A 25,286-nucleotide genomic window follows, 5' to 3' on the forward strand; every position below is an offset into this window, starting at 1 on the left:
GTGTAAAATGGCATAAGCTGAATTATGGAACTTCTCTATTTCGGCGTGTTGAAGTCAAGCGCTGTCGAGCTTCCATTTACACCGCATCTGATGTCATTCACGGCCTTGCTTCTCTTCGGGATCGGGTCTTGCCCCTCCCATGAACCCATTCGAACTTGAGACACACCAAATCCCACAGCTCCATCCGAGGTGCGCTAAATTGAATCACTTGCCCAATCTTCATGCGCGTGGCGAATTCGTATTACAAAAATTGTCTCATCATCTTCGATCCGATAGACGATTAGATGTGCTTTGAAGGGATGAATTCTAACGGGCGGATCAATCTCCCGTTCGCGCGCGATGCGTGGATTGGCAGCTATCAGATCAAATAATGCGAAAAGTTCATCGTGGTATCGCTTTGCTTGGCCTGCCCCGAACAGACGCACACCTTGCTCGGCGATCGCGATAATGTCCTCTTCCGCTTCGGCAGAAAGCTTAAAACTCATGACTTGCTGGTACGAGCCATCGCCTCAGCAAAGAGTTCATCCTTTGATCGGAGGCCGACACCGCTTCGGAGCCCGGCCTCGACGAAGCTTTGCATGGCGGCGATCTTGTCGTTTCGCGTTTGGTCGCGTCGGATCAGGTCGCGCACGTAGTCGCTAGCATTCGAGTATCGCCCGGTCTTGGCCTGGGCCTCCACCCAATCCTTCATCGGGCCTGGAAGAGATACGTTCATCGTGGCCATTGATAACCTCCATTTGAAGGCAATATAACCGATTTTGGCAAAGTTTGTCAAAGACTCGAACGCCTTGATGAGATGCGGACCTGACGACTGCATCACCACTTTTGCGGCCTTCCTGGAGGTGAAGGGCCCTCCCAGGCCCTTCGGATCAGTTTGAAGATCGGCCGTTCAGCCCCACTTCATTTCTCCCTTGGCAACTTTGGAGCCTATGTCGAGCGCAACGCCCATGCCAAGACCGGGGAAGCGGGCTTCCATGGCGGCCTTCAGCGCGGCGGAATCGGCTGCCTTGGCGAGTTCTTCCTCGAAAGCGAGCAGATAGCTCTTCGTGTGCTCGACGGCGGACAGATCGGTTGCCGCTTCCGGCATTATGTGGCCAGGAACGACGATCGTTGGCGTGCGGGCGCTGATCTTGTCGAGGGTGGCCACCCAAGCGGCACGCTGCTCCGATGCCTGGGTGTCGGCCGTCCACACGTGGACGCCGGAGAAAATCATGACGCCTCCGAAAACAGCGTTCAGCGACGGCACGAACAGGTACCGGCGATTGCTTAACCCTGCCTCGGCCGCAACAATCTCGACGGTTTCGCTATCAACTGTGAGGCTTGGAGCGTCGAAGGCTTCCGGCATGACGATGTCTGCAAGGGTCTGCGGGCCGTTCTCCTTGAGCTGCGGCCCCCAAACGGCAAGCTTTTTCTCGACGTTGCCCTTGATCGCTGCAATCGTATCGGAAGCTGCCAGCACTTTTGTGCCGGGAAAGGCTTCGAGGATCGGCTTCAGGCTGAAGTAATAGTCCGGATCGGACTGGCTGACATAAATCGCGGTCAGCGTCTTGCCCGTGGCCTTGATGGCTTCCGCCAGCGCACGGCCGTCGGGATAGCTGAACCCACCATCGATCAGCAACGCTTCGCTGGGGCCGGTCAGCAGCACCGGAGCGCGAAAGAAGCCATTCTGACCGGCGGGGAAGTGCTTCCAGGCCAGCTTTGACCCGGCTGCGTTGCCGAGACCGGCAGGCGCAAAAACGGCAGCGGCGCCGGCTGCGAGGGTGGTTTTCATGATTTCTCTCCTTGAATACATGGTTGTCTCCGATGATCGCCAGTTTCGATTTTCTGCTGCCGTGAGTGTTGCCCCCGGCAGGCGTTGTCGGTAGTTCATGGAACGGTCTGCTGAAAATGAATGATCACGCCGCCTGAAGCTCGGCAGCAAGTCGGTCAAAGCCGCCGAACAAGGCATCGCTGCGCAGCACGCGGTGCTTGTTGCCGTCGCTGACCAAAAGCGCGGGGACACCATCCATCCGGAATGCAGCCATGAGTTGGCGGGACTTCCCGATCCTGTTGCGGTAGGCGTCGAGCAGGGCCTCGTCCGGAGCCCGGACACGAGCGGCGGCATCGGGAAACCCGGCCTGATCGAGAACGTCGACCACGACAGCGATCTCCGAGGTGTCGCGGCCGTCAACGTAGCGAGCGCTTTGAAGTGCCTTTAGGGCATCGCTTTCCCTGTCGAGTTGCGTCACCCCGACGGCTATGATCCCAAGCGTCGCAGGGGCTGAGTCGAACATACCATCTGCGCCCCCGAGAACCTGATCGCGATAGCTGAAGACCTGCCCCGTGAGCCGGTTGATCCGCTGGTCATTGTGCCAGGCATAGGCTGCAAAGCGTTCATCCAGCGGACGGGCGCTTTCGCCCGCGAAAAGCCCGCTGGGCGCAAGCTCGACGGTGAGATTGTCGAGCATGGCCAATTTGTCGAGCACGGGCGCCGCACCATAGCACCAGCCGCAAAGCGGATCGTAGAGATAGGTAAGATGCATATCGGACCATCCTTGAAGCGATGGACGACAGATAGTGCACTTCTACTGAGTGATAAATATTGTTAAATGTGACAGAATGTTTGTCAAAAACTTACAATCAAATGGAAGAAGGCTATGGAGGCTGTCAACCTCAATCGGCTGGCCTATTTTGCAGCCGTCGTCGATACCGGCTCGTTCACGAAAGCTGCCGAGCGCCTCGCGATCACAAAGACGGTCGTCAGCCAGCAGGTTGCGCGGCTGGAAGCTGAGTTGAAAACTAGCTTGCTGCTCCGGACAACACGACGCGTCGAGCCGACTGAGGCCGGCAAGCTTCTCTACGCGCGCTGCGTCATGATCTTCCGCGAAGCCGGGGACGCTGTCGATGAAATCACCCGCGCAAATGCCGAGCCGACAGGCATGCTACGCATTGCTGCGCCCAATGATTATGGTGCGAGCACGATCGCTCCCATTGCTGCGGCCTTTATCCGGAAGTATCCCGCTTGCAGGGTCGAGCTTCTGCTCGCCGATACGAGGATGGAACTGCTCGCCAATCAGATCGACCTGTCGATCCGCGTTGGTTGGCTCGATGACTCCAGTCATCAAGCGAGACGGATCGGTTCGTTCCGGCAGTTGCTTGTGGCGTCCCCCAGCTTCTTCGCCACGCTCAGGTTGAACAGCCCAGAGGATGCTGCGGGCCAGCCGTTTATCGCCAACCTGGCCCTCAAGGAGCCGGTGGTCTGGAGGTTTGTCCAGGGCGATTTCGACCAGCGGACCGTGCGGATGCAACAAAGCCTCATGAGCAATTCGACACCCGCGGTTCTCGCGGCCACGCTTGCGGGGGCAGGCATATCCGTCCTGCCGGATTTTCTGGCTGGAGAACATATAGAGGCTGGCCGACTGATAAGATTGTTGCCGGACTGGAGCCTGCCTGCCGGCGGAATTTATGTCGTCTATCCGGCAGCTCGGTTTCGTCCGCCCAAGGTCACGGCTTTTGTCGCGATGCTTACGGGCAGTCGCTCGCGCGACTAGGCTGCGCCATCACGCAGCCTGAGTTGCTCCAAAGCAGCCATACGGTGGCGGGGAATTGGTATGTTGCCGCAGGGATTTGCAAAGGAAATTCCGACGCCATATTCTCGCCTTGACGGCGACCCCTTCCCGAAGTTCATTCAAGCGCTTTGGTGTAGGAAAACAAGGGCGAGCATGGGACAAGATACAAGCTACCTGCTGGAGCGGATGACGATTGTCGGTGATCTGGGGGCTGCCTCCTTCGTTCCCTGGATCCGGCGCCACGCTGCCAAGCTTGGGCTCTCGCACACCATATCTCATACGAGTTCCCAGCGGATCGAACTTGAGGTTGCCGGGCCGGAAGAACTGATCGACATGATGGAGATGGGATGCTCTCTCGGGCCTATCGACGTGTGGGTCGAGAGGATAGATCGAACGGCGATCAGCGGCGAAAGGACCTAGTCCGGGCTCTCGCGTATTTCATCCGTGCATATTATTTACTCAATGTTGCCAATGCGAAATAATTATGCAAACCTAATAAGGTTGCGGCGGAATTGCCTCGGCGCCGATGCGGGACTTGATCGGCAAGCATTTGGTTTTGTGTGGGAATTCTAGTCATGCCTTCCGATACGACGGGCTTTTGGACGCCAGTCGCGCTTTCCCGGGATTTGCCGGCCGGAACCGTCATACCGGCATGGACGGCAGCCGGATCGATTGCCCTGTGGCGCAGCGCTTCCGGACGCATATCGGCATCGGCGGATCGCTGTCCGCATCGCGGCATGCGCCTGTCTCACGGTTTCGTCCGCGGCGAGGCGCTTTCCTGCATCTATCACGGCTGGAGCTATGGCCAGGCCGGAAACTGTCTGCGCATCCCCGCCCATCCGGGGCTGACGCCACCGGAAACCATCCGCGTCGCCACCCATGATGTCGAGGAAGTGGACAGCGTGATCTGGGTGGCCGTGGGTACGCCTGTATCGAAGCCGCCGAGGCTCGAGGGCCTCATTCCCTTGCGCTCGCTGACGGCGTTCGCCGGCATCGCCGCGATCGAGGCGGCGGCAGGCGGCAAGGCGAGCCCTGACGGTCTTGTCGAGATCGACGCACCCACCGGGACCATCTGTCTGCTATTATCCGCCCAAGAAGACGGGCAGACGCTGATCCACGTGCTGCTGAAGGGGGATGCCGGCCTTCCTGCGGGCATCGGCGCTTCACGGGCCGCCGAAAGCCTGCGGCGTCGGGCCGAGGATCTTCAGAAAAAGGAGATCGCGCAATGACCATGCAGGCGATGATCGATGAATGGTATCCGGTTGGGCTTTTCAGCCAGCTCGACAGCGCCGGCCGTAAGACGGCGCTGATGGGCGAGCCGATCGACGTGGCGCGCGATGCCGATGGCAATGCGAAGGTGACGGGCGGCGATGGGCGTGTTCTGCCGGTGCGCGTCCGTTACGGTCATGTCTGGTCCTCCCTCGGCGAGCCGAAGAAGAAGGAACTTTTCCCCATTCCCGAGGCCGACCAGCCCGGCCGCCGCTTCGTCGATGTCGGCGTGGTGCGCGTGCGCTGCTCGCCGCTGCGCGCCGTCGAGAACTTCCTCGATGTCGCCCATTTCCCCTTCGTCCACACCGATATTCTCGGCGCGGAGCCGCACACCGAGGTCCAGAACTACAAGGTCGAGATCCGCGAGGAAGAAGACGAGGTCTGGGCAACGCAGGTGAAATTCTATCAGCCGCAGGCCGCCAAGTCGGCAAGCGGCGGGATCACGACGGAATACATGTACCGCGTGCCGGCGCCCACCTGCTCCGTGCTTTACAAGACCTGCCCGCCGCGCCCGAGCGAATGGGATGTCATCACGCTCTTCGTGCAGCCGCTGGCCGAAGACCTCTGCGACGTCTGGCCGTGGATGGCGCTCTTCGACGACGAGACCGCGATGACCGACCTCATTCATTTCCAGCAGACGATCTTCCTGCAGGACCGTTCGATCCTCGAAAACCAGATCCCGCGGCTGCTGCCGCTCGACCCCGGCATGGAAATCCCGACGCGTGCCGATCTGACATCGATCGCTTACCGGCGCTGGCTGAAGCGTCACCACTATACCTACGGCGCACAGCTGGTGGCGCAATGAAACTCTACGACTATATTCTCTCGCCCAGTTGCTACAAGGTGCGCCTGATGGCGGCGTTGACCGGCGTGAAACTTGACCTGCGCCCGGTGGATTTCCATCCCGGCGCCGAGCATCGCGGCCCCGAGCTGCTTGCGCTCAACCCGGCAGGCTCCATTCCGATCCTGGAGGATGGCGACCTGATCCTGACGGAATCGTCGGCGATCCTCGTTTATCTCGCCACCAAGGCAGCACCCGAATGGCTCGACAACGGTACGGCCGAGGAAGCGGCGCGGGTGCAGCAATGGCTGTCGTTCTCCGGTCGGCTGACGGCCAGCCTCGGGGCAGCGCGGCTCCATGAAATGCTGCTGCGGCCGGGCGATATCGGCGTGCTGCAGGCGCAGGGCATCGCCGCGCTTCGCGAGCTTGAAGCCGGGCTTGTCGAGCAGGGTCTTCGCGGCATGCGTTTCCTCGCTGCCGACCGGCCGACAATTGCCGACATCGCCTGCTTTCCCTATGTGGCGCTGGCGCCCGATGGGGGCGTCACGCTGGATGCTTATCCTGCGATCCGGCTCTGGTCCCGCGCGCTGCGCGCCCTCGACAAATTTATCGAGATGCCAGGCATTCACCGGCTGCACGAATTGAAGCCCGAACCTCAGATCGAATCGGGCGAGGCGTGAGATGGCTGGTTATCTCCTGAAGAACTGCGCAGCCGTGATCGTCGACGAGGGCAAGGGGCCGGTCGTCCACCGCAATGTCGATCTCCTGACCAACGGTCCGGCGATTGTGGCGATCGGCGAAAATCTGGGGGCGGACGCACTGCCTGCCGGCACCACCGTGCAGGATGCTGCCGGCTGGTTTGTCTATCCGGGCCTCGTCAACACCCATCATCACTTCTTCCAGTGCTTCGTGCGCAACCGCGCCGATCTCGACTGGACGAAGCTCTCGGTGATCGAGTGGCTGGACCGCATCTACCCGATCTTTTCGCAGCTCAACGGGGAGTGCTTTTACCACTCCTCGGTCACGGCGATGGCCGAGATGATCAAGCACGGCTGCACCACGGCCTTGGATCACCAATATAATTTCCCGCGGCACGCCGGAAAGCGGTTGATCGACCGCCAGTTCGAAGCAGCCGGTCTGCTCGGCATGCGCTTCCATGCCGGCCGCGGCGGCAACACCCTGCCGAAGTCGGAAGGCTCGACCATTCCCGACGAGATGCTGGAAACGACCGACGAATTCATCGCCGACTGCGTCCGGCTGATCGACACCTATCACGATACCAGCCCCTTCAGCATGCGCCAGGTCGTGGTGGCACCCTGCCAGCCGGTGAATTGCTACCGCGAAACTTTCGTGGAATCGGTGGCGCTGGCGCGCGATCGCGGCGTCATGATGCACACCCATGTCGGCGAAGGCGAAAGCCCGGTCATTCAGGCGCGCCACGGCATGCGCACGGTCGACTATCTGGACGAACTCGGCTTTGCCGGGCCTGATACCTTCTATGCCCATTGCTGGGAGCTCAACCACGACGAACTCAGGAAGATGGCCGCGAGCGGCACCGGTGTCGCGCATTGCCCAGAACCGGTCTATCTGGTCGGCGCTGAGGTTACCGACATTCCCGCCATGGCCGCCTTCGGCCTGCGCATCGGCCTCGGCTGCGACGGCGCTGCCTCTAACGACAATTCCAACCTGATGCACTGCCTGCATTCCGCCTACATGCTACAATGCCTCGTCTCCTCCAGCCGTGCCCATCCCGTGCCGCCGCCGGTCGACTTTCTCGGCTACGGCACGTCAGGGGGGGCCAGCCTGCTCGGCCGGCGCGATATCGGCCGGCTGGCGCCGGGCATGGCCGCCGACCTGTTTGCGATCGACACTCGGCGCATGGATTATGTCGGCACGCGCCACGATCCGCTGAGCCTGATTACCCGCGTCGGCATCGGCATGGCGACTGACATGACCATGATCAATGGCCGCATCGTCTGGCAGAAGGGCGAATTTCCCGGGCTCGACGAAGCCAAGCTGGCTGCCGATGCCGAGGCCGCACTCTCCACCGTGGAATTTTAAAAAAACCAAAAGAGGGAACTGAGAACATGACCAAACTGACCCGCAGAAATCTGATGACGGCGGCTGCCGCTACCGGCCTCGCCGGCGCGCTCGGCAGCCGGCTTGCTTTCGCCGCCGACGAGCCACTCGGCATCACGCTGGTAATCCCCTCGCCGGTCGGCGACGTTGGCTGGGGGCACGCACTTGCCGCCGGTCTCGAGCCGATCAAGGCCGCTTACGGCGACAAGGTGAAGGTCACCGTGCTTGAGAATATTGCGGAAGGCCCGGACGCCGACCGCATCATGAACAAGACCGTCGCCGACGGAAACAAGTTCCTGGTCGCCGGCTCTTTCGGCTATCAGAACGGCGCCTTGCAGATCGCCCGCCGCGATCCGAGCGTCACCGTTCTGCACGCCTCCGGCTTCCAGGTCGCTCCGAACTTCTCGCCCTTCGCCGCCAAGTATTTTCAGGGTACCTACCTGCTCGGCATGGCTGCGGCAGCACTTTCCAAGACCGGCAAGCTCGGCTCTGTCTCGGCCTTTGCCATCCCCGAGCTCATTACCTCGATCAACGCCTTTACGCTCGGCGCCCAAGCCGTCAAGCCCGATATCGAGGTCTCGGTGGTCTGGGTGAACTCATGGTTCGATCCGGCCAAGGAGCAGGAAGCCGCAAAGGCCCTGATCGCGCAGAAGTGCGACGTGATCTTCTCCAACGCCCAGGACACGCCGTCCGTCATCTCGGCCTGTGAGGAAGCCGGCGTCTACGCCTTCAATCTCAATTCCTCGATGAAGAAATATGCACCGAAAACCTATCTCGGCTGCATCGCGACGGACTGGTCGCCGTTCTTCAAGGCTTCGGTCGATGCCCATCTCGCCGGCACGTTCAAGGGCGCCAATGCGTTCCTCGGCGTTGCCGACAAGGTCGTCGAGGTGGTCGACTGGAATCCTGATATTCCGGCTGACGTGATGACCAAGATCAAGGAGATCGAGGTAAAGATCGCCGACGGCAGCTTCTCGCCCTTCACCGGGCCGATCGCCAAGGCCGACGGCAGCGAAGCTGTCGCATCGGGTGCGACCATGGCCGACCCCGAGATCATCGCCATGAACTGGCACGTCAAGGGCGTGTCCACGCCGTTGCCGAAATAAGTCATGACCACCCCGCTCCTGTCGCTGCGCGGCATTTCGAAAAGTTACGGCCAGATCCATGCCAATCAGGCCATCGATCTGGACGTGGCGCCGCAATCGATTCATGCGATCCTCGGGGAGAACGGGGCGGGAAAATCGACGCTGATGAAGCTGATCTACGGCGTCGAGCAACCGGACGGCGGAGAGGTCATCTGGGAAGGAAATCCGTTGCGCCTCGCCTCCCCCGCCGAGGCGAGGCGCAATGGCATCGGCATGGTCTTCCAGCATTTCTCGCTGTTTGAGACCCTGACCGTTCTGGAGAATATTCGGCTGGTCGTGCCGGGCCGCAAGGCTGAGCTCAAGGAACGTATTCGGACGCTTGGACGGGAATTCGGTCTCGAAGTCGACCCGCTTGCCCATGTGCATGCGCTGTCCGTCGGCGAACGGCAGCGGGTGGAGATCATCCGAAGCCTGATGACCAATCCGAAGTTGCTGATCCTCGACGAGCCCACCTCGGTCCTGCCGCCGCAACTGGTGGAGAGGCTCTTCGACACGCTGCGTCGCCTGCGCGACGGCGGCGTTTCCATCCTGTTGATCTCCCACAAGCTCGAAGAAATCCGGGCGATCTGCGACCGGGCGACGATCCTGCGCGGCGGACGCGTGACCGGGGATGTCGACCCGCGTCAACATGATGCCCATGACCTTGCCCGCATGATGATCGGCCATGACATGCCGGCGCCGATGGCGGCGCTGCCGCTGTCTGGTGGGGAAAAGCGGCTGGAGATCATCGGTTTGGACTATCAGCCCGACGATCCCTTTGCTGTGTCGCTCTCCGGCATCAGCCTCGAGGTGCGTGCCGGCGAAATCCTCGGGATCGCCGGAATTTCGGGCAATGGTCAAAGCGAGCTTGCCGCGTTGATTTCAGGCGAGACGGTGCTGGGGCGCGACCAGCGCGACCGGATCTTCATGATGGGGATGGATGTCGGCAGGCTCGATGCCGCCGCACGGCGGACGCTCGGATTTGCCTTCGTTCCGGAAGACCGGCTCGGACGCGGCGCCGTGCCCGAAATGTCGCTCGTCCTCAACAGCCTGCTGACGGCCCATCCGCTCAAGCTTTTGCGGCGTGGTCTCATCGACAGGGCGCGGGCGACGGCGTTCACCGATGATTGCATCCGTCAGTATGATGTGCGCACACCCGGCCCGGATGCGGAAGCCGGCACCCTGTCGGGCGGTAATCTGCAGAAGTTCATCGTTGGTCGCGAAATCATGCTGTCTCCCAAATTGCTTTTCCTGGCGCAACCGACCTGGGGCGTCGATATCGGCGCCGCGTCCGCCATCCGCAGCCGTGTGGTCGCATTGCGCAATCAGGGCATGGCGATCCTCGTCATTTCCGAGGAACTGGAAGAACTGTTCGAGCTCTGCGATTCCATCCAGGTGCTGCATCACGGCCGGCTCAGCCCGCCGCTCGCAACGCGGGACACGAAGCCCGAGGAGATCGGCCGATACATGATCGGGGCTCAAGCCTCGCCCGAGAAAGTCCATATATGAGCGCTTTGTCCCTTGCTTTCGTTCCCACCCTGGTCCGCCGGGAGCGCGCTTCGCTTGCCGCGGCCCTGTGCGCACCTGTCATAGCGCTCGGGGGAGCGATCGCACTTAATCTCGGCCTTTACGTTTTGATGGGCCGCGATCCTGTCGCGGTCGTCTATGCGATGCTTTTCGAGCCCTTCCTTTCCTGGGCGTCATTTTCGGAAGTGCTTTTGAAGGCAGGTCCGCTCCTTCTCATCGCCCAAGGACTGGCGATCGGCTTTCGCGCCAAGGTCTTCAACATCGGCGCCGAAGGCCAGTTCATTCTCGGTGCGATCTTCGCCTCGGCCATTCCGGTCTGGTTTCCGCAAGCGACGGGCCAGTGGATCTGGCCGGCAATGCTGCTGCTCGGCGCCATCGGCGGCGCTCTCTGGGCTTCTCTCACCGCCTTCTGGCGCGTACGCCTCAATGCCAACGAGATCCTCGTTTCTTTGATGCTGAGCCTCGTGGCGGCGCAGTTGCTGAACTATCTGCTGCTCGGCCCCTGGAAAGATCCGAATGGCTTCAACTTCCCCCAGTCGGTGATGTTCCAGTACGATGCGATGGTGCCGACCCTGATTGCCGGTACCCGCGTCAATGTCTCATTCCTCATCACGCTGGCTTTGTCGGTCGCGGCCTGGGTCTTCATGCAGAGGAGCTTCATCGGTTACAAGCTGCAGGTCGGCGGTCTGGCGCCGCGGGCTGCCGGCTATGCCGGCTTTAAGGAAGGTTGGGCGATCTGGCTTTCGCTGCTGATCGGCGGTTTTGCAGCCGGTCTTGCGGGGGCTGCCGAAGTCGCCGGTCCGCTCGGCCAGCTGCAGCGTTCGGTCGCGAGCGGTTATGGCTATGCGGCCATCATCGTCGCCTATCTCGGCGGCCTGCATCCGATCGGCATCGTGGTCTCGGCGCTGGTCATGGCGGTCATCTATATCGGCGGCGACAATGCCATGGTCTCGGCCAATCTGCCGATCGCCGCTGTCCGCGTCTTCCAGGGCAGTCTGCTGCTCGCCTACCTGATCGCCGTCGCCTTCGTGCGCTATCGCCTTGAATGGCGCCGCGCCGCTCACCGGAGCCCCTTATGAACGCCATCGAGTTCATTCTTGCCGGCATGCTGGCGGCTGCGACACCGTTTCTTCTGGCAGCCCTCGGCGAGCTGGTAGCCGAGCGCGCCGGCGTCCTCAACCTCGGGGTCGAGGGATTGATGGCTCTCGGTGCCGTGCTCGGCTTCATCGTCGTCTATCAGGGCGGCGGGCATCTCCTGGGCTTCGTCGTCGCCGGGCTCGGCAGTGCTGTCCTTTCCCTGCTCTTTGCCTTTGTCACGCTGGGTTTCCGGGCAAACCAGGTGGCGGCGGGCCTCGCCATCGGCATCCTTGGCCAGGGCCTTTCTGCGCTTTTCGGCAAGACCTATGAAAGCCTCACGGTCAGGGGACTCCCCAAGCTTGCCCTTCCCGGGCTTTCGGAACTGCCGGTTGTCGGCGGCCTTTTCGTCCAGGACATCGTCGTGTGGATCTCACTTGCCACGACCCTCGCTTTGTGGGCGATATTTGCCTATAGCAAGCTTGGTCTTATCGTCCGTGCCGTCGGCGAGAATCCCAAGGCCGCTCACGCCATCGGCTATTCGGTGATATCAGTCCGCGTCCTCGCCATCGCCTTCGGCGGCGCGATGGCCGGCTTCGCCGGCGCCTATGCGTCGGTGGTCTATACACCACTCTGGGCCGACGGAATGATCGCCGGGCGCGGCTGGATCGCGATTGCCCTCGTCGTCTTCGGGACCTGGCTCACCGGCCGTATCTTCCTCGGCGCCTGCCTCTTCGGCGCGGTCTCGCTGATGGGGCTGGCAGCTCAGGCAACCGGACTGGACGTTCCCTCGCAGCTGCTCTCGAGCCTGCCATATCTTGTCACGATCATCGTGCTCGGCATCATCTCCGCTGACCGCCGCCTGCTCAAACTGAACGGCGTCGCTTCGCTCGGCGAACCATTCGAGCGATAAAGACGCGCGGCGCTGTAACGCGTCGGCGAAGAAGCCCGTGGTCAGCCGCGATCGCGTTTCCTGCGGCCGTGCGCCTCAAATTGGACGAGCAGCGACTTGAGTTCGATCTCCCGAACGCGTCTTGCCGCTTCATCGGGGCTCACCCATTCGAGAATACGCTGACCCCGCTCCTTGAAATCGCCGCTGATGTCCGTGACTTCAATCTGAAACATGTCGACGATACAGGGCGCCACATCGCCATTGTCGAGTTCTTTCAAATAAGTATAGCGGCCGACCGGCTTCTTCTTCACCAAACCGCGCACGCCTGCCTCCTCCCAGGCCTCGATTGCTGCTGCTTCGAAAGGTTTTTTCCCTTTCATCGGCCACCCTTTCGGGATGACCCAGCGCCCACTCTCGCGCGATGTGATCACCAGGATTTCGACCTCGGATCCGGCATTGCCGTGGCGGAAGCAAATTGCGCCGTATTGTTGACGGAATGCACCGGCGAACAGCGTTTCAGGAACGGCAGCGAGCTGCCGCAGCAGCGGCTGGGACTTGTCCGGTCGAGGCTTCCTGCTTTTTTTGCTCGGCGTCATAACTAATGAATTACCGAATTTGCTTGTTGCTTCAATTGCCTGGGCGTGTTTATGACAGATTTATGACAATCGGCCGCACGAGGAAGGTTCGCAGGCATGATGAGCATTTTTCGCAAGCTGATGCCACGGGAAGACAGATTCTTTGAGATGTTTTCCAAGCACTCGAAGACCGTCGTTGCCGCCGCGCACGCCCTCGATCAACTCCTGAAGGGCAATGAGGTTGAGAAAAACTGCGAACGTATCGTCACATTGGAAAACGAGGCGGACGATGTCACGCGTGAGGTTCTTCTTGCCGTTCGACGAAGCTTCATCACGCCCTTCGACCGGGGTGACATCAAGGACCTCATTCAGTCGATGGATGATGCGATCGATATGATGCACAAGGCAGTCAAGACGATCCGTTTGTTCGAGCAATCGAGCTTCGAACCGCTCATGCAGCAGATGGGCAGCGAAATCGTCAAGGCGGCAAACCTTGTCGCGGAAGCGATACCTCTCCTCGACAGATTGGGAGCCAATGCGCAGCGTCTCACGGCCATCGCGGAGGAAGTCACCCGAGTGGAGGGACGTTCCGATGAGCTGTACGACCAGGGTTTGAAGGATCTGTTCTTGCGTCATGGCGCCAGCGGCAATGCGATGGCCTACATGATCGGAAGCGAAATCTACGGAGAGCTAGAAAAAGTTGTCGACCGCTTCGAGGATGTCGCCAATGAAATCAGCGGCATTCTCATCGAGAACGTCTGATGGATGCCTCCCTCGCTCTGCCGCTGCTGGTCGGCCTGGTCGTTATCGCCCTGTTCTTCGACTTTCTCAATGGTCTGCATGACGCGGCCAATTCGATCGCCACGATCGTCTCCACCCGCGTCCTGCGGCCACAATATGCCGTCGCCTGGGCGGCGTTCTTCAATTTCATCGCATTCCTGTTCTTCGGCCTGCATGTCGCCGAAACACTCGGGACCGGCATCATCGATCCTGCGATCGTTTCGCCACAAGTGATCTTCGCAGCACTCATGGGCGCGATCATCTGGAATATCATCACCTGGATTTTCGGGATTCCGTCGAGCTCGTCGCATGCGCTTGTCGGTGGGCTGGTGGGGGCCGGTCTGGCAAAGGTGGGCTTCAACTCGATCGTCTGGAACGGCCTTCTAAAAACCGTCGGTGCCATTTTCCTTTCCCCGGCCATCGGCTTTCTACTTGCCCTGGTGCTGGTGCTCGCCGTCTCCTGGTTATTCGTCCGGCAAACACCGTTTGCGGTGGATCGCACATTTCGCATCATGCAGTTCGTGTCCGCTTCGCTTTATTCGCTTGGCCACGGCGGAAACGATGCGCAGAAGACGATGGGCATCATCGCGGTGCTGCTATTCAGTCAGGGATATCTTGGCCCGACCTTTTACGTGCCTTTCTGGGTGGTCATTACCTGCCAGTCGGCAATGGCTCTCGGGACGCTCTTTGGCGGATGGCGGATCGTTCATACCATGGGGTCGAAGATCACCCGGCTCAACCCCATGCAAGGTTTCTGCGCGGAAACGGGCGGTGCGTTGACACTCTTTGGAGCGACGTGGCTCGGTATTCCCGTTTCGACGACGCATACCATCACCGGAGCAATCGTCGGAGTGGGCGCGGCTCGTCGTGTCTCAGCCGTGCGCTGGGGATTGGCCGGCAACATAGTGATAGCCTGGATCGTCACGATGCCGGCGGCTGCAGCAATATCCGCAACGTTCTACTGCCTCGTATCCTTGCTGCAATGAAATGAGGGGATGGCGAGGCCAATCGCTACGCCAATCGCCACGCATTGACCTGCCCCTCTTGAGCTTCCCCGGTGGCGATACCGACGAATAAGGCGGGCAGAATCCGCTCTGCGGTCTGCGTGATCGCGACTTCCATATTGCGTGCACTGCACAAATAGAGCGCTCCTATGGCTGCGATTACGTTAGCAATCGCACAAAACAGAAGCAGAAAATAACAAAGCCTAAGAAATAGGCATTCGTTAATTCTTCGCATTTCTCCTTTTGCTTCATGCCGTTACCGTCTCTTCTTGAAATTGGCACGCTGCTTGCAAGTTCTGAGAAGCATCGGTCAATGGCGACCGGCGCAGATAGGCGCGGCATAAGCGCCTACAACAGACACCGACGTCGCAAGGTTTTTGCTCCGGGATTCTCCCATCCCCTGGACGCAATTTCCGGCGGCGTTTTTTTGTGTCCAAATTCAGCCAGCAGAGGGAACCTGCGCATGACTAAGAATTTGCAGACGGGGATTTCGACAAGCGGCCTTACCCGCCGCGGCATGCTCAAGACGACCGCAGCGGCTGCCCTCATCGGCGCCGTCAAGGCTGCCTTTCCGTCCGGCGCCTTCGCAGCCGGAGCTGGCCCTGAGGTGAAAGGTGCCAAGCTCGGCTTTATCGCTCTCACCGATTCCGCACCGCTCATCATCGCCAAGGAAAAAGGCTTTTTCGACAAGCATGGCCTTCCGGAAACGGATGTGGCCAAGCAGGCATCCTGGGGTGCGACCCGCGACAATCTCGTGCTCGGCGGCGCAGCAAACGGCATCGACGGTGCCCATATCCTGTCGCCGCTCCCCTATCTCATGCACACCGGCAAGGTGACGCAGAACAATAAGCCGGTGCCGATGGCTATCCTCGCCCGGCTCAACCTCGACAGCCAGGGTATTTCCGTCGCCAAGGAATATGCCGAGACCGGCGTGCAGCTGGATTCCTCCAAGCTGAAGGCGGCATTCGAGAAAAAGAAGGCGGAGGGCAAGGAGATCAAGGCCGCCATGACCTTCCCGGGCGGCACCCATGACCTCTGGATCCGCTACTGGCTCGCCGCCGGCGGCATCGATCCGAACAAGGATGTTTCGACCATCGTCGTGCCGCCGCCGCAGATGGTTGCCAACATGAAGGTCGGCAACATGGACGTCTTCTGTGTGGGCGAACCGTGGAACGAGCAGCTCGTCAACCAGGGCATCGGCTTTACCGCAGCCACCACCGGCGAGCTTTGGAAGGGCCATCCTGAAAAGGCGCTCGGACTGCGCGCCGACTGGATCGAAAAGAATCCCAATGCTGCCAAGGCCCTACTGATGGCCGTCATGGAGGCGCAGCAGTGGTGCGAAAGCATGGACAACAAGGCGGAGATGGCTGACATTCTCGGCAAGCGCCAATGGTTCAACGTTCCGACGAAGGACGTGCTCGGCCGCCTCAAGGGCGACATCAATTATGGCAATGGCCGCGATGTCAAGGCCACCGACCTCTATATGAAGTTCTGGAAAGACGGCGCCTCCTATCCGTTCAAGAGCCACGATACCTGGTTCATGACGGAAAACATCCGCTGGGGAAATCTGCCGGCGAGTACCGACATCAAGGCGCTGGTCAACCAGGTGAACCGCGAAGACATCTGGCGCGAGGCCGCCAAGGATCTCGGCGTCGCGGCGGCCGATATTCCCGCATCGTCTTCTCGCGGCAAGGAGACTTTCTTCGACGGCAAGGTCTTCGACCCTGAAAATCCCTCCGCCTATCTCGACAGCCTTTCGATCAAGGCTGTCTCCTGACCCGCTCCGGCGCGCGACGGCGCGCCGGCCTTTCACTCACGTGAGGAGCACGTTGATGTCCGCCCTGGCAAATAAAGAAAGTCCCTCCACGGCCGCCTCTGCCAAGCTGGCGGCAAAGGTTCTGCCATTTTCCGGCAAGCACGGATCGCGGATCGATTTTCGTCGAGCGGCACTGACCGCACTTCGTAATGTCGTTCCGCCAGTCGTCGTGCTGGCACTCATCCTGCTCGTCTGGCAGGTGCTCTGTTCGTCGGCGGATGCGTCTTTGCCCTCGCCGCATCGGGTCTGGCAGGATAGCTATGACCTGATCGCCTATCCGTTTTTCAACTACGGCTCCCAGGATATCGGGCTCGGCTGGCGCGTGCTCATTTCGCTGCAGCGCGTTCTCTATGGCTTTGGGCTTGCCGCAGTCACCGGCGTCATCATCGGTGCGGTCATCGGCCAGTCGGTCTGGGCGATGCGTGGCCTCGATCCGATCTTCCAGGTGCTGCGTACGGTTCCGCCGCTCGCCTGGCTGCCGCTGTCGCTCGCAGCCTTTCAGGATTCCAACCCCTCGGCGATCTTCGTGATCTTCATCACGTCGATCTGGCCGGTGATTATCAACACCGCCGTCGGCGTCCGCAATATCCCGCAGGATTACCGCAATGTCGCCGAGGTGCTGCGCCTCAACCAGTTCGAGTTTTTCTGGAAGATCATGCTGCCTTCGGCAGCGCCTTACATCTTCACAGGCCTCAGGATCGGCGTCGGCCTCTCCTGGCTCGCCATCGTCGCGGCTGAAATGCTGACGGGCGGCGTCGGTATCGGCTTCTTCATCTGGGACGCATGGAACTCGTCGCGCCTTCCGGACATCATCGTCGCGCTCGCCTATATCGGCATCGTCGGCTTCGCCCTCGACAAGCTGGTGGCAGCACTCGGCAAACTCATCACCCGCGGCGCCATGGCCAACTGAGGAGCGCACCTATGATCGCCTATCTGAAGCTCGACCATATCGACAAACATTTCGATCGGGGCGGCGCGCGCGCCGAGGTCCTGAAGGACATCAACCTGACGATTTCCGCGGGCGAATTCGTCTCGATCATCGGCCATTCGGGCTGCGGCAAGTCCACCCTGCTCAACCTCATCGCCGGCCTGACGCCGGTTTCGGCAGGCGCCGTGCTGCTTGAAAACCGTGAGGTCAACGGGCCCGGTCCGGAGCGCGCCGTCGTCTTCCAGAACCACTCGCTGCTGCCCTGGCTGACGGTCTACGAGAACGTCAATCTCGCCGTCTCCAAACTCTTCAACCGAACGAAGACCAAGGCCGAGCGGCATGAGTGGGTGATGGCCAACCTCGACCTCGTGCAGATGGCGCATGCGAGGGATAAGCGGCCTTCGGAAATTTCAGGCGGCATGAAGCAGCGCGTCGGTATCGCCCGCGCGCTTGCAATGGAACCGAAGATCCTGCTGCTCGACGAACCCTTCGGCGCGCTCGATGCGCTGACCCGCGCCCATCTTCAGGACGCCGTGATGGAAATCCACGCCCGGCTTGGCAACACGATGGTGATGATCACCCATGATGTCGATGAGGCGGTGCTGCTGTCCGATCGCATCGTGATGATGACCAACGGCCCGGCGGCCCGCATCGGCGAAGTGCTCGATGTGACCATGCCCCGTCCCCGCAATCGCATCGAACTCGCCTCCGACCGGACATATCTCAAATGCCGTGAAGCCGTACTGAAGTTCCTCTACGAACGCCACCGCTTCATCGAAGCGGCGGAGTAGAGACCGGGACATAACCTCGGCGTTTGCCGGTCGTGGTCTTCTCGCCTTCGTAGCGGCGCCTGATTTCAGGCGTCGCGCCCTCTTTACTCCCTGGGCGTTGCAAAGACCGCGCTGGCATCGCTGACAATTTCCACATGGGAATATGCCGCCTGCCCTGCGGCGGTGGCGTCCGCGCGCATGATCGCGGTGACGATCCGGCCGTGCTCCTCATAGGATTTGGCCAGACGCCCGGGCAGGCGGAACTGCGCCCGCCGAAAAGGCGCAAGCCGCGCCCGTGTCTGAGTCACCATCTCGAAGACATGATCATTATGCGCTCCGCGATAAAGCCGGGTATGAAATTCGGTATTGTGCGCCGAATATTCTTCTTCCGCGCCGGCATGCACGAGCCTCACCGATCCCCGATGCTCCAGCTCCAGCGCGCGCCGTTCATCGACCGTCATACGCTCGGCCGAGAGCCTGGCGCAGATCGCTTCGAGCTCCGCCATCGCCTCGAACATCGAATGCAGATAAGCCTCGGTGACATTGGTCACGACGGCACTGCGGTTCGGCTCGCGCGCAATCAATCCCATGGCACCCAGCTCACGCAGAGCCTCGCGCACCGGCGTACGCGAAACGTCGAAACGAGCCGCAAGCGACACCTCGTCCAGCTTCGCGCCCGGCAGGAGTTCACCCGTAACGATCATGTCGGCAATCGACCGCACCATCTGTTCGACGGTGGTTCCGGTACGGATCACTTCTCTGCGCCTGGGCTGCTTCACGATACGAATCTGCTCACATCAACACTCTGCATACAGATGACGTTCGAGACTGGATAAGTCAAATCGGGCGGCGAAGATATTGTTAAATTTTCGCTTTCCGATGCCCGAGATACCTCGGGTAACTCGACTTTGTGCCAACTACGCAGTCACAATGAACAAGAAATATCTATTGATTACTTTTTACGCAAGAATTCGATCAATCTGTATGCACTTTGCAACGCGCAAATCTTGCGGTAACGGATAAACTATAAAAAACAATAGATTAATTTCTGGCACATACATTGCATGCACTTTTCTGTACCCGTTCACAACCGGCCCAGCGCCGCAAGGAGCATTTCCGATGACCAAACTCCTTTCCATGAACCGCCGCAATTTCCTCCAGGCTTCCGCTGCCGGTGCGCTTGCCGGCGCCATGCCGGGCCTGATCGCCTCCTCCGCCGCAGCCCAAACCGCGCTGACCGTCGGCTTCATCTATGTCGGCCCCAAGGACGACTACGGCTACAATCAGGCGCATGCCGAAGGTGCGGCCGTCATCAAGGCGATGCCTGGTGTGACGCTGGTCGAAGAAGAGAACGTGCCGGAGACCGTCGACGTCCAGAAGACGATGGAATCCATGATCAACCTGGATGGCGCGACCCTGCTCTTTCCGACCTCCTTCGGCTACTTCGACCCACACATGCTGGCCGTGGCCGCCAAACATCCCGACATCCAGTTCCGCCACTGCGGCGGCCTCTGGCAGGAAGGCAAGAACCCGGCCAATACGGGCTCCTATTTCGGCTATATCTTCCAGGGCCAGTATCTGAACGGCATTGCCGCCGGCCATGCGACGAAGAGCAAGAAGATCGGCTTCGTCGCCGCCAAACCGATCCCGCAGGTTCTGCAGAATATCAACGCCTTTTTGCTTGGCGCGCGCACGGTCGATCCTGGTATCACCTGCCAGGTGATCTTCACCGGCGAATGGTCGCTCGCCGTCAAGGAGGCCGAAGCCACCAATGCGCTGGTCGACCAGGGCGCCGACGTCATCACCTGCCACGTCGACAGCCCCAAAGTGGTCGTCGAGACGGCTGCCGGCCGCGGCGCCTTCGTCTGCGGCTATCACGCCAACCAGAGCCCGCTTGCTCCCGAAAAATACCTCACCGGCGCCGAATGGGCCTGGGGCAACGTCTACGGCGACTTCGTCAAGAAGGCGCAGGCCGGCGACAAGCTCGGCAACTTCGTGCGTGGCGGCCTGAAGGACGGCTTCGTGAAGATGAGTGCGCTCGGCCCCGGTGTGTCCGCCGAGGGCCGCAAGGCCTTCGAAGCCACCCAGGCCGACATGATGAAGGGCGGCTTCTCGGTCTTCAAGGGACCGTTGAAGGACAACAAGGGCGACACCGTCGTGGCTGCCGACAAGAGTTACGCCGAAGACGCGATCGAGCTCGAAAGCATGAATTATCTGGTCGAGGGCGTCGTCGGGTCCACGGCGTAAACCGCGAAGGGAGAAGCGCCATGACCATCGAGGCCAATGATCCCGCCATAGCCATCACGGAAAAACCGGCTTCCCTGCGCCCCGTCCTCGAATGGATCGCGCGGCGGGCCGAGCCTGTCGTCATCGGCCTCGCGGCCATACTGATCGGTCTTGCGCTCTTCTCCCTCTTCATCCTGGCGGTCGGCAAGTCGCCGGCCACCCTCTTCCAACTGATGTACACCGGCGGCTTCGGCAGCTGGTTTTCGGTGCAGAACAGCTTAAGTCGTGCCGCACCCCTTCTCCTGACGGCACTCTGCGTCGCCCTGCCTGCCCGTCTCGGCCTCGTCATCATCGGCGGGGAAGGAGCGGTCGTGCTGGGCGGCGTTGCCGCCGCAGCCATGGCTCTGCCGCTCGCCGGCACCGCGCCCGTCTTCCTCACGCTCATTCTGATGGCGATCGCTGCCATGGTGGTCGGCGGCATCTGGATCGGCCTTGCCGGCTTCCTGCGCCACTATCGCGGCGTCAACGAAACTATCTCGTCGCTGCTGCTATCCTATATCGCCATTGCCCTGATGAACCAGTTCGTCGAAGGGCTGCTCCGCGATCCGGCAAGCCTCAACAAGCCGTCGACCAGGCCGCTGCCGGCGGAATATATGCTCGGCAATATTCCCGGCATGGACGTGCATTGGGGCCTTGTCATCGGTATCCTCGCCTGCATGGTCTCCTGGATCGTGATCGAGGCGACGAGCTACGGTTTTGCCGCCCGCATCGCTGGCGGCAACGTGCGCGCGGCCCAGATCCAGGGACTGCCGGTCGGCAAGCTGATCGTGGGATTTACCGCGCTTGCCGGCAGCTTTGCCGGCCTGGCGGGCATGATCGAAGTGGCGGCGGTGCAGGGAAGTGCCAACGCCTCGCTTGCCGCCGGCTACGGTTATACCGGCATCCTCGTCGCCTTCCTCGCCAGGCACAATCCGCTGGCCATCATTCCGGTGGCGATCCTGCTCGGCGGCATCGACGCCTCGGGCGGCCTCATCCAGCGGCGCATGGGCATGCCGGATGCGACGGTTCTGGTGCTGCAGGGCACGCTCTTCATCGTCATTCTGTTCTGCGAGACCTTCTACGGCCGCTTCAAGATCTTCAATCCCGACCTCTGGAAAAGGAGCCTCTGATGGAAGAGACAGGCATCGGCATCTGGGGCGTGCCGCTGGCGATCTTCGCAGGCGCCATCCGCGTTTCCACCCCCTTCATCTTCGTCAGCCTCGGCGAGACGATCACCGAACGCTCCGGCCGCATCAATCTCGGCCTGGAAGGCACGCTCGTCTTCGGCGCCATGACGGCCTATGCGGTGGCTGTCATGACCAGCTCGCCGACCCTCGGCGTGCTGGCCGCAATGGTGGCGGGCGCGATCTTCGGCCTCATCCACGGCTGGATCTGCAAGTTCCCGAAGGTCAACGACATCGCCATCGGCATCGCCATGATGCAGTTCGGTCTCGGCATGGCGTTTTTCCTCGGCAAATCCTTCATCCAGCCGGTGGCGCCGAAACTGCCCTCGATCCCGCTCGGCGGCTGGTCGAGCACGCCGCAGGTCCAGGCGGCACTCAATATAAACGTACTGTTTTTCATCGGCGCGGCACTTGCCCTCTTCCTGTTCTGGGCCTTCAAGAACACCCGCATCGGCCTGATCCTGCGCGTAGTCGGCGACAGCACCGACGCGGCCCGGGCCATGGGCATCCACCCGGACCGGGTTCGCCTGCTGGCGACGGCAGTGGGCGGTTCGCTGGCGGCAATCGGCGGCGCCTATCTCTCGCTCTATTATCCGGGCTCGTGGAATGAAGGCATTTCGTCGGGCCAGGGCCTGATGGCCGTGGCCCTCGTCATCTTCGCTCGCTGGAACCCGATCGGCTGTTTCCTCGCCGCCCTGCTTTTCGGCGGTACCGGCGCGCTCGGCCCGGCGCTGCAATCGGTCGGCGTCACACAAGGCTACTACCTTTTTTATGCCGCGCCTTACGTGCTCACCCTCGTCATCCTGATTGCCACCTCCTCGCCCACCCGCTCGCTCGCCGGTGCGCCGGGCGCGCTGTCGCTCACGAAATAACGGAGCCTTCCGATGAACGGACTTGGTGGTCTCAACAAATCCGAACATGGCGTCGGTATCGGCCTCGTTCAGCTCCAGCTGCCGGTGACCGTCACCAAAGCGGATTTGGCAAAACAGACGCAGGTGATCGTCGATCTGGTGGCCAAGGCGCGGCGCAACCAGCCGGGCATGGACCTCGTCGTCTTTCCCGAATACGCGCTGCACGGCCTTTCCATGGACATCAATCCGGAGATCATGTGCACGCTCGACGGGCCGGAGGTCGCGGCTTTCAAGCAGGCCTGCAGGGACAACCGGATCTGGGGCTGCTTCTCGATCATGGAGCTCAATCCCGGCGGCATGCCCTATAATTCCGGCATCGTCATCGACGACCAGGGCGAGTTGAAGCTCTATTACCGCAAGATGCATCCCTGGATCCCCGTCGAGCCCTGGGAGCCCGGCGACCTTGGCATCCCTGTCATCGAAGGCCCCGGGGGCGCCAAGCTCGCGCTGATCATCTGCCATGACGGCATGTTCCCGGAGATGGCGCGCGAATGCGCCTATAAGGGCGCCGAAATCATGATCCGCACGGCCGGCTACACGGCGCCCATCCGCGACGCCTGGCGCTTCACCAACCAGGCCAACGCCTTCTGCAATCTGATGGTCACGGCCAACGTTTGCATGTGCGGCTCGGACGGCACGTTCGATTCCATGGGCGAAGGCATGATCTGCAATTTCGACGGCACGATCATCGCCCACGGCACCTCCGGCCGCGTCAACGAGATCATCACCGCCGAGGTGCGCCCTGACCTGGTGCGCGAGGCCCGGCTCGGCTGGGGGGTGGAGAACAATATCTACCAGTTCGGCCATCGCGGCTATGTCGCTGTCGCCGGCGGCGCCCAGGATGCGCCCTACACCTACATGCACGACCTTGTCGCCGGCAAATACCACCTGCCATGGGAAGACGAGGTAAAGGTCAAGGACGGCACGTCCTGCGGATTTGACAAGCCGATGCGCCGCTACGGCGAACCCCTCAAACCAGCCGCCGAATAGGAGAGAGAATGATGGACGCGATGGCCGAAACCAACGGGCATTTTATCGACGCCGATCCGTATCCCTGGCCCTATAACGGCGCTCTGCGGCCTGATAACACCGCCCTCATCATCATCGACATGCAGACGGATTTCTGCGGCAAGGGCGGCTATGTCGACCATATGGGCTATGACCTGTCGCTGGTGCAGGCGCCGATCGAACCGATCAAACGTGTTTTGGCCGCCATGCGGGCCAAGGGCTACCACATCATCCACACCCGCGAGGGCCATCGTCCCGACCTCGCCGATCTGCCGGCCAACAAACGCTGGCGCTCGCAGCGCATCGGCGCCGGCATCGGCGATCCCGGCCCCTGCGGCCGTATCCTGACGCGGGGCGAACCCGGCTGGGACATCATTCCCGAACTCTACCCGATCGAAGGCGAGACGATCATCGACAAGCCCGGCAAGGGTTCGTTCTGCGCCACCGACCTGGAACTCATCCTCAACCAGAAGCGCATCGAGAACATTATCCTCACCGGAATCACCACCGATGTCTGCGTCTCGACGACGATGCGCGAGGCAAACGACCGCGGCTACGAGTGCCTGCTGCTGGAAGACTGCTGTGGTGCGACCGACTACGGAAACCACCTCGCCGCCATCAAGATGGTGAAGATGCAGGGCGGCGTCTTCGGCTCAGTCTCCAATTCCGCGGCTCTAGTCGAGGCGCTACCCTGATGCCGTCATTGCGTGCCCATGTCTTTCGCGTGCCAGCCGACGGCCCCGATGACGTTTCCGGCGTCGAGGCGCTCTTTGCCAACGGCCTTCAGGCGAACAACATCGTCGCCGTTCTCGGCAAGACGGAAGGCAACGGCTGCGTCAATGATTTTACCCGCGGTTATGCCACCCGCAGCTTCGAGACATTGTTCAGTAGATATGGCGTCGACGGCGTCTCGATCATCATGTCCGGCGGCACCGAGGGTGCGCTCTCGCCGCATTGGACGGTTTTTGCGCGTGAAACCGTAGAAACCTCGGGCGAACGGGCGCTTGCCATTGGTGTGTCGCGTACCCCCGCGCTGCCCCCCGAACATCTCGGGCGCCGGGAACAGATCCTGCTCGTTGCCGAAGGCGTGAAGTCCGCGATGAGGGATGCCGGCATCGATGATCCCGCCGATGCCCATTTCGTGCAGATCAAGTGTCCGCTGCTCACCTCGCGCCGGATTGCCGAGGCCGAGGCAGCAGGCAGGAAGGTCGCAACCCACGACACGCTGAAATCCATGGGCCTCTCGCGCGGCGCTTCGGCTCTCGGCGTCGCCGTGGCACTCGGCGAGATAGATGCGACATCGATCAACGATGCCGACATCTGCACACGTTTCGATCTCTTTTCCCGCTGCGCCTCAACCTCGTCCGGGGTCGAACTCACCGATCACGAAATCATCGTCCTCGGCATGAGCGCAAAATGGTCCGGTCCGCTGTCGATCGACCACGCGGTCATGCGGGATGCGATCGACGCGCATTCCGTCAGGAAAGCCCGCGAACGCCTGCCGGAAAACAGCCGGCTGGCGGCGGTTCTCGCCAAGGCCGAGCCGGACCCGTCCGGCAGGATCGGCGGCAGGCGCCACACGATGCTCGATGACTCGGATATTGCAGGCACCCGCCATGCCCGTGCCTTCGTCGGCGGCGTTCTCGCCGGCATCTTCGGCATTACCGATCTCTATGTGTCCGGCGGCGCCGAACACCAGGGTCCGCCCGGCGGCGGTCCCGTCGCCATCATCGTCGAAAAGGAGCAATGAA

Annotated in this window: 27 protein-coding genes; 21 read left to right on the top strand and 6 right to left on the bottom strand. The window is 61.2% G+C overall.

Annotated features, from left to right (window positions below; genetic code table 11):
- Window positions 1–194: 194 nt before the first annotated feature.
- The 4 genes from RWJ89_RS20845 to RWJ89_RS20860 form a co-directional block, all read right to left on the bottom strand.
- Window positions 195–485, bottom strand: coding sequence for a type II toxin-antitoxin system RelE/ParE family toxin (locus RWJ89_RS20845; protein ID WP_316031375.1), 291 nt, complete (start codon window positions 483–485; stop codon window positions 195–197).
- Entirely contained in the window at window positions 482–724 is a 243-nt protein-coding gene (locus RWJ89_RS20850) for a type II toxin-antitoxin system ParD family antitoxin (protein WP_222062223.1), read from the bottom strand. The genes RWJ89_RS20845 and RWJ89_RS20850 overlap by 4 nt, the downstream gene beginning before the upstream one ends.
- Window positions 725–889: 165 nt before the next feature.
- Window positions 890–1,792 (bottom strand): MBL fold metallo-hydrolase, encoded by a 903-nt coding sequence (locus tag RWJ89_RS20855; RefSeq protein WP_316031447.1) that lies wholly within the window; start codon window positions 1,790–1,792, stop codon window positions 890–892.
- Window positions 1,793–1,895: 103 nt separating this feature from the next.
- A complete protein-coding gene (locus tag RWJ89_RS20860; RefSeq protein ID WP_131664787.1) occupies window positions 1,896–2,522 on the bottom strand; it encodes a DsbA family protein in 627 nt (208 codons plus the stop codon).
- 114 nt (window positions 2,523–2,636) lie between these two features.
- Between RWJ89_RS20860 and RWJ89_RS20865 the strand changes: the two genes are divergently transcribed.
- From RWJ89_RS20865 to RWJ89_RS20910, 10 genes are all read left to right on the top strand, one after another.
- Complete coding sequence (locus RWJ89_RS20865; protein ID WP_131664788.1) at window positions 2,637–3,530, top strand: LysR family transcriptional regulator; 894 nt, start codon at window positions 2,637–2,639, stop codon at window positions 3,528–3,530.
- Window positions 3,531–3,701: 171 nt separating this feature from the next.
- Window positions 3,702–3,968, top strand: a complete 267-nt coding sequence (locus RWJ89_RS20870; protein WP_131664789.1) for an acylphosphatase — start codon at window positions 3,702–3,704, stop codon at window positions 3,966–3,968.
- Window positions 3,969–4,123: 155 nt separating this feature from the next.
- On the top strand, window positions 4,124–4,777 hold the full coding sequence (locus tag RWJ89_RS20875; RefSeq protein WP_168282257.1) for a Rieske 2Fe-2S domain-containing protein: 654 nt from the start codon (window positions 4,124–4,126) through the stop codon (window positions 4,775–4,777).
- Window positions 4,774–5,622, top strand: a complete 849-nt coding sequence (locus tag RWJ89_RS20880; protein WP_131664791.1) for an aromatic ring-hydroxylating oxygenase subunit alpha — start codon at window positions 4,774–4,776, stop codon at window positions 5,620–5,622. Before RWJ89_RS20875 ends, RWJ89_RS20880 begins: the two co-directional genes overlap by 4 nt.
- On the top strand, window positions 5,619–6,278 hold the full coding sequence (locus RWJ89_RS20885) for a glutathione S-transferase family protein (protein ID WP_131664792.1): 660 nt from the start codon (window positions 5,619–5,621) through the stop codon (window positions 6,276–6,278). The genes RWJ89_RS20880 and RWJ89_RS20885 overlap by 4 nt, the downstream gene beginning before the upstream one ends.
- 1 nt (window position 6,279) lies before the next feature.
- A complete protein-coding gene (locus tag RWJ89_RS20890) occupies window positions 6,280–7,659 on the top strand; it encodes an amidohydrolase (protein WP_131664793.1) in 1,380 nt (459 codons plus the stop codon).
- Window positions 7,660–7,685: 26 nt separating this feature from the next.
- Window positions 7,686–8,783 (top strand): BMP family ABC transporter substrate-binding protein, encoded by a 1,098-nt coding sequence (locus RWJ89_RS20895; RefSeq protein ID WP_017958144.1) that lies wholly within the window; start codon window positions 7,686–7,688, stop codon window positions 8,781–8,783.
- Between the two features lie 3 nt (window positions 8,784–8,786).
- A complete protein-coding gene (locus tag RWJ89_RS20900; protein ID WP_131664795.1) occupies window positions 8,787–10,310 on the top strand; it encodes an ABC transporter ATP-binding protein in 1,524 nt (507 codons plus the stop codon).
- Complete coding sequence (locus tag RWJ89_RS20905; RefSeq protein ID WP_221946529.1) at window positions 10,307–11,407, top strand: ABC transporter permease; 1,101 nt, start codon at window positions 10,307–10,309, stop codon at window positions 11,405–11,407. The genes RWJ89_RS20900 and RWJ89_RS20905 overlap by 4 nt, the downstream gene beginning before the upstream one ends.
- A complete protein-coding gene (locus RWJ89_RS20910; RefSeq protein ID WP_168282261.1) occupies window positions 11,404–12,315 on the top strand; it encodes an ABC transporter permease in 912 nt (303 codons plus the stop codon). Before RWJ89_RS20905 ends, RWJ89_RS20910 begins: the two co-directional genes overlap by 4 nt.
- A 41-nt stretch (window positions 12,316–12,356) precedes the next feature.
- On the opposite strand, the gene RWJ89_RS20915 is transcribed toward RWJ89_RS20910, so the two are convergent.
- Window positions 12,357–12,890, bottom strand: a complete 534-nt coding sequence (locus tag RWJ89_RS20915; RefSeq protein WP_168282263.1) for an NUDIX hydrolase — start codon at window positions 12,888–12,890, stop codon at window positions 12,357–12,359.
- A 96-nt stretch (window positions 12,891–12,986) separates the two neighbouring features.
- Between RWJ89_RS20915 and RWJ89_RS20920 the strand changes: the two genes are divergently transcribed.
- The 5 genes from RWJ89_RS20920 to RWJ89_RS20940 all read left to right on the top strand — a co-directional run bounded on the left by RWJ89_RS20920 (window position 12,987) and on the right by RWJ89_RS20940 (window position 18,188).
- The gene (locus RWJ89_RS20920; RefSeq protein ID WP_131664799.1) at window positions 12,987–13,631 is read left to right on the top strand and encodes a DUF47 domain-containing protein; all 645 of its coding nucleotides are present in this window, start codon (window positions 12,987–12,989) and stop codon (window positions 13,629–13,631) included.
- On the top strand, window positions 13,631–14,635 hold the full coding sequence (locus tag RWJ89_RS20925) for an inorganic phosphate transporter (protein ID WP_316031376.1): 1,005 nt from the start codon (window positions 13,631–13,633) through the stop codon (window positions 14,633–14,635). The genes RWJ89_RS20920 and RWJ89_RS20925 overlap by 1 nt, the downstream gene beginning before the upstream one ends.
- Before the next feature lie 481 nt (window positions 14,636–15,116).
- A complete protein-coding gene (locus tag RWJ89_RS20930) occupies window positions 15,117–16,430 on the top strand; it encodes a CmpA/NrtA family ABC transporter substrate-binding protein (protein ID WP_131664801.1) in 1,314 nt (437 codons plus the stop codon).
- Between the two features lie 55 nt (window positions 16,431–16,485).
- On the top strand, window positions 16,486–17,379 hold the full coding sequence (gene ntrB / locus RWJ89_RS20935) for a nitrate ABC transporter permease (RefSeq protein ID WP_316029204.1): 894 nt from the start codon (window positions 16,486–16,488) through the stop codon (window positions 17,377–17,379).
- Between the two features lie 11 nt (window positions 17,380–17,390).
- On the top strand, window positions 17,391–18,188 hold the full coding sequence (locus RWJ89_RS20940) for an ABC transporter ATP-binding protein (RefSeq protein ID WP_316031377.1): 798 nt from the start codon (window positions 17,391–17,393) through the stop codon (window positions 18,186–18,188).
- Window positions 18,189–18,271: 83 nt separating this feature from the next.
- Here RWJ89_RS20940 and RWJ89_RS20945 read toward each other — a convergent pair whose 3' ends face one another.
- Window positions 18,272–18,946, bottom strand: a complete 675-nt coding sequence (locus RWJ89_RS20945) for a GntR family transcriptional regulator (RefSeq protein ID WP_316031378.1) — start codon at window positions 18,944–18,946, stop codon at window positions 18,272–18,274.
- Window positions 18,947–19,286: 340 nt separating this feature from the next.
- Between RWJ89_RS20945 and RWJ89_RS20950 the strand changes: the two genes are divergently transcribed.
- Genes RWJ89_RS20950 through atzD form a run of 6 tightly spaced genes read left to right on the top strand, consistent with a single transcriptional unit; the run spans window position 19,287 to window position 25,285 of the window.
- Window positions 19,287–20,414, top strand: a complete 1,128-nt coding sequence (locus RWJ89_RS20950) for a BMP family ABC transporter substrate-binding protein (RefSeq protein WP_222062197.1) — start codon at window positions 19,287–19,289, stop codon at window positions 20,412–20,414.
- Between the two features lie 20 nt (window positions 20,415–20,434).
- Complete coding sequence (locus RWJ89_RS20955) at window positions 20,435–21,562, top strand: ABC transporter permease (RefSeq protein ID WP_316031379.1); 1,128 nt, start codon at window positions 20,435–20,437, stop codon at window positions 21,560–21,562.
- Window positions 21,562–22,488, top strand: a complete 927-nt coding sequence (locus tag RWJ89_RS20960) for an ABC transporter permease (protein ID WP_316031380.1) — start codon at window positions 21,562–21,564, stop codon at window positions 22,486–22,488. The genes RWJ89_RS20955 and RWJ89_RS20960 overlap by 1 nt, the downstream gene beginning before the upstream one ends.
- A 12-nt stretch (window positions 22,489–22,500) precedes the next feature.
- Complete coding sequence (locus RWJ89_RS20965) at window positions 22,501–23,517, top strand: formamidase (RefSeq protein ID WP_316031381.1); 1,017 nt, start codon at window positions 22,501–22,503, stop codon at window positions 23,515–23,517.
- Window positions 23,518–23,528: 11 nt separating this feature from the next.
- Window positions 23,529–24,230 (top strand): biuret amidohydrolase, encoded by a 702-nt coding sequence (gene biuH / locus RWJ89_RS20970; protein WP_020047895.1) that lies wholly within the window; start codon window positions 23,529–23,531, stop codon window positions 24,228–24,230.
- Window positions 24,230–25,285 carry a cyanuric acid amidohydrolase gene (gene atzD / locus RWJ89_RS20975; protein ID WP_316029201.1) on the top strand — a complete coding sequence of 352 codons (1,056 nt, stop codon included), beginning with the start codon at window positions 24,230–24,232 and terminating at the stop codon, window positions 25,283–25,285. Before biuH ends, atzD begins: the two co-directional genes overlap by 1 nt.
- The last annotated feature ends 1 nt before the right edge of the window (window position 25,286 follow it).

Source organism: Rhizobium sp. 10PS4 (assembly GCF_032464805.1).
Classification (GTDB): Bacteria; Pseudomonadota; Alphaproteobacteria; order Rhizobiales; family Rhizobiaceae; genus Rhizobium; species Rhizobium laguerreae.

Excerpts from the sequence above, each read along its gene's own strand:
- RWJ89_RS20845 (WP_316031375.1), bottom strand. The coding sequence starts at position 485 with ATGAGTTTTAAGCTTTCTGCCGAAGCGGAAGAGGACATTATCGCGATC.
- RWJ89_RS20850 (WP_222062223.1), bottom strand. The coding sequence starts at position 724 with ATGGCCACGATGAACGTATCTCTTCCAGGCCCGATGAAGGATTGGGTG.
- RWJ89_RS20855 (WP_316031447.1), bottom strand. The coding sequence starts at position 1,792 with ATGTATTCAAGGAGAGAAATCATGAAAACCACCCTCGCAGCCGGCGCC.
- RWJ89_RS20860 (WP_131664787.1), bottom strand. The coding sequence starts at position 2,522 with ATGCATCTTACCTATCTCTACGATCCGCTTTGCGGCTGGTGCTATGGT.
- RWJ89_RS20865 (WP_131664788.1), top strand. The coding sequence starts at position 2,637 with ATGGAGGCTGTCAACCTCAATCGGCTGGCCTATTTTGCAGCCGTCGTC.
- RWJ89_RS20870 (WP_131664789.1), top strand. The coding sequence starts at position 3,702 with ATGGGACAAGATACAAGCTACCTGCTGGAGCGGATGACGATTGTCGGT.
- RWJ89_RS20875 (WP_168282257.1), top strand. The coding sequence starts at position 4,124 with ATGCCTTCCGATACGACGGGCTTTTGGACGCCAGTCGCGCTTTCCCGG.
- RWJ89_RS20880 (WP_131664791.1), top strand. The coding sequence starts at position 4,774 with ATGACCATGCAGGCGATGATCGATGAATGGTATCCGGTTGGGCTTTTC.
- RWJ89_RS20885 (WP_131664792.1), top strand. The coding sequence starts at position 5,619 with ATGAAACTCTACGACTATATTCTCTCGCCCAGTTGCTACAAGGTGCGC.
- RWJ89_RS20890 (WP_131664793.1), top strand. The coding sequence starts at position 6,280 with ATGGCTGGTTATCTCCTGAAGAACTGCGCAGCCGTGATCGTCGACGAG.
- RWJ89_RS20895 (WP_017958144.1), top strand. The coding sequence starts at position 7,686 with ATGACCAAACTGACCCGCAGAAATCTGATGACGGCGGCTGCCGCTACC.
- RWJ89_RS20900 (WP_131664795.1), top strand. The coding sequence starts at position 8,787 with ATGACCACCCCGCTCCTGTCGCTGCGCGGCATTTCGAAAAGTTACGGC.
- RWJ89_RS20905 (WP_221946529.1), top strand. The coding sequence starts at position 10,307 with ATGAGCGCTTTGTCCCTTGCTTTCGTTCCCACCCTGGTCCGCCGGGAG.
- RWJ89_RS20910 (WP_168282261.1), top strand. The coding sequence starts at position 11,404 with ATGAACGCCATCGAGTTCATTCTTGCCGGCATGCTGGCGGCTGCGACA.
- RWJ89_RS20915 (WP_168282263.1), bottom strand. The coding sequence starts at position 12,890 with ATGACGCCGAGCAAAAAAAGCAGGAAGCCTCGACCGGACAAGTCCCAG.
- RWJ89_RS20920 (WP_131664799.1), top strand. The coding sequence starts at position 12,987 with ATGATGAGCATTTTTCGCAAGCTGATGCCACGGGAAGACAGATTCTTT.
- RWJ89_RS20925 (WP_316031376.1), top strand. The coding sequence starts at position 13,631 with ATGGATGCCTCCCTCGCTCTGCCGCTGCTGGTCGGCCTGGTCGTTATC.
- RWJ89_RS20930 (WP_131664801.1), top strand. The coding sequence starts at position 15,117 with ATGACTAAGAATTTGCAGACGGGGATTTCGACAAGCGGCCTTACCCGC.
- ntrB (WP_316029204.1), top strand. The coding sequence starts at position 16,486 with ATGTCCGCCCTGGCAAATAAAGAAAGTCCCTCCACGGCCGCCTCTGCC.
- RWJ89_RS20940 (WP_316031377.1), top strand. The coding sequence starts at position 17,391 with ATGATCGCCTATCTGAAGCTCGACCATATCGACAAACATTTCGATCGG.
- RWJ89_RS20950 (WP_222062197.1), top strand. The coding sequence starts at position 19,287 with ATGACCAAACTCCTTTCCATGAACCGCCGCAATTTCCTCCAGGCTTCC.
- RWJ89_RS20955 (WP_316031379.1), top strand. The coding sequence starts at position 20,435 with ATGACCATCGAGGCCAATGATCCCGCCATAGCCATCACGGAAAAACCG.
- RWJ89_RS20960 (WP_316031380.1), top strand. The coding sequence starts at position 21,562 with ATGGAAGAGACAGGCATCGGCATCTGGGGCGTGCCGCTGGCGATCTTC.
- RWJ89_RS20965 (WP_316031381.1), top strand. The coding sequence starts at position 22,501 with ATGAACGGACTTGGTGGTCTCAACAAATCCGAACATGGCGTCGGTATC.
- biuH (WP_020047895.1), top strand. The coding sequence starts at position 23,529 with ATGGACGCGATGGCCGAAACCAACGGGCATTTTATCGACGCCGATCCG.
- atzD (WP_316029201.1), top strand. The coding sequence starts at position 24,230 with ATGCCGTCATTGCGTGCCCATGTCTTTCGCGTGCCAGCCGACGGCCCC.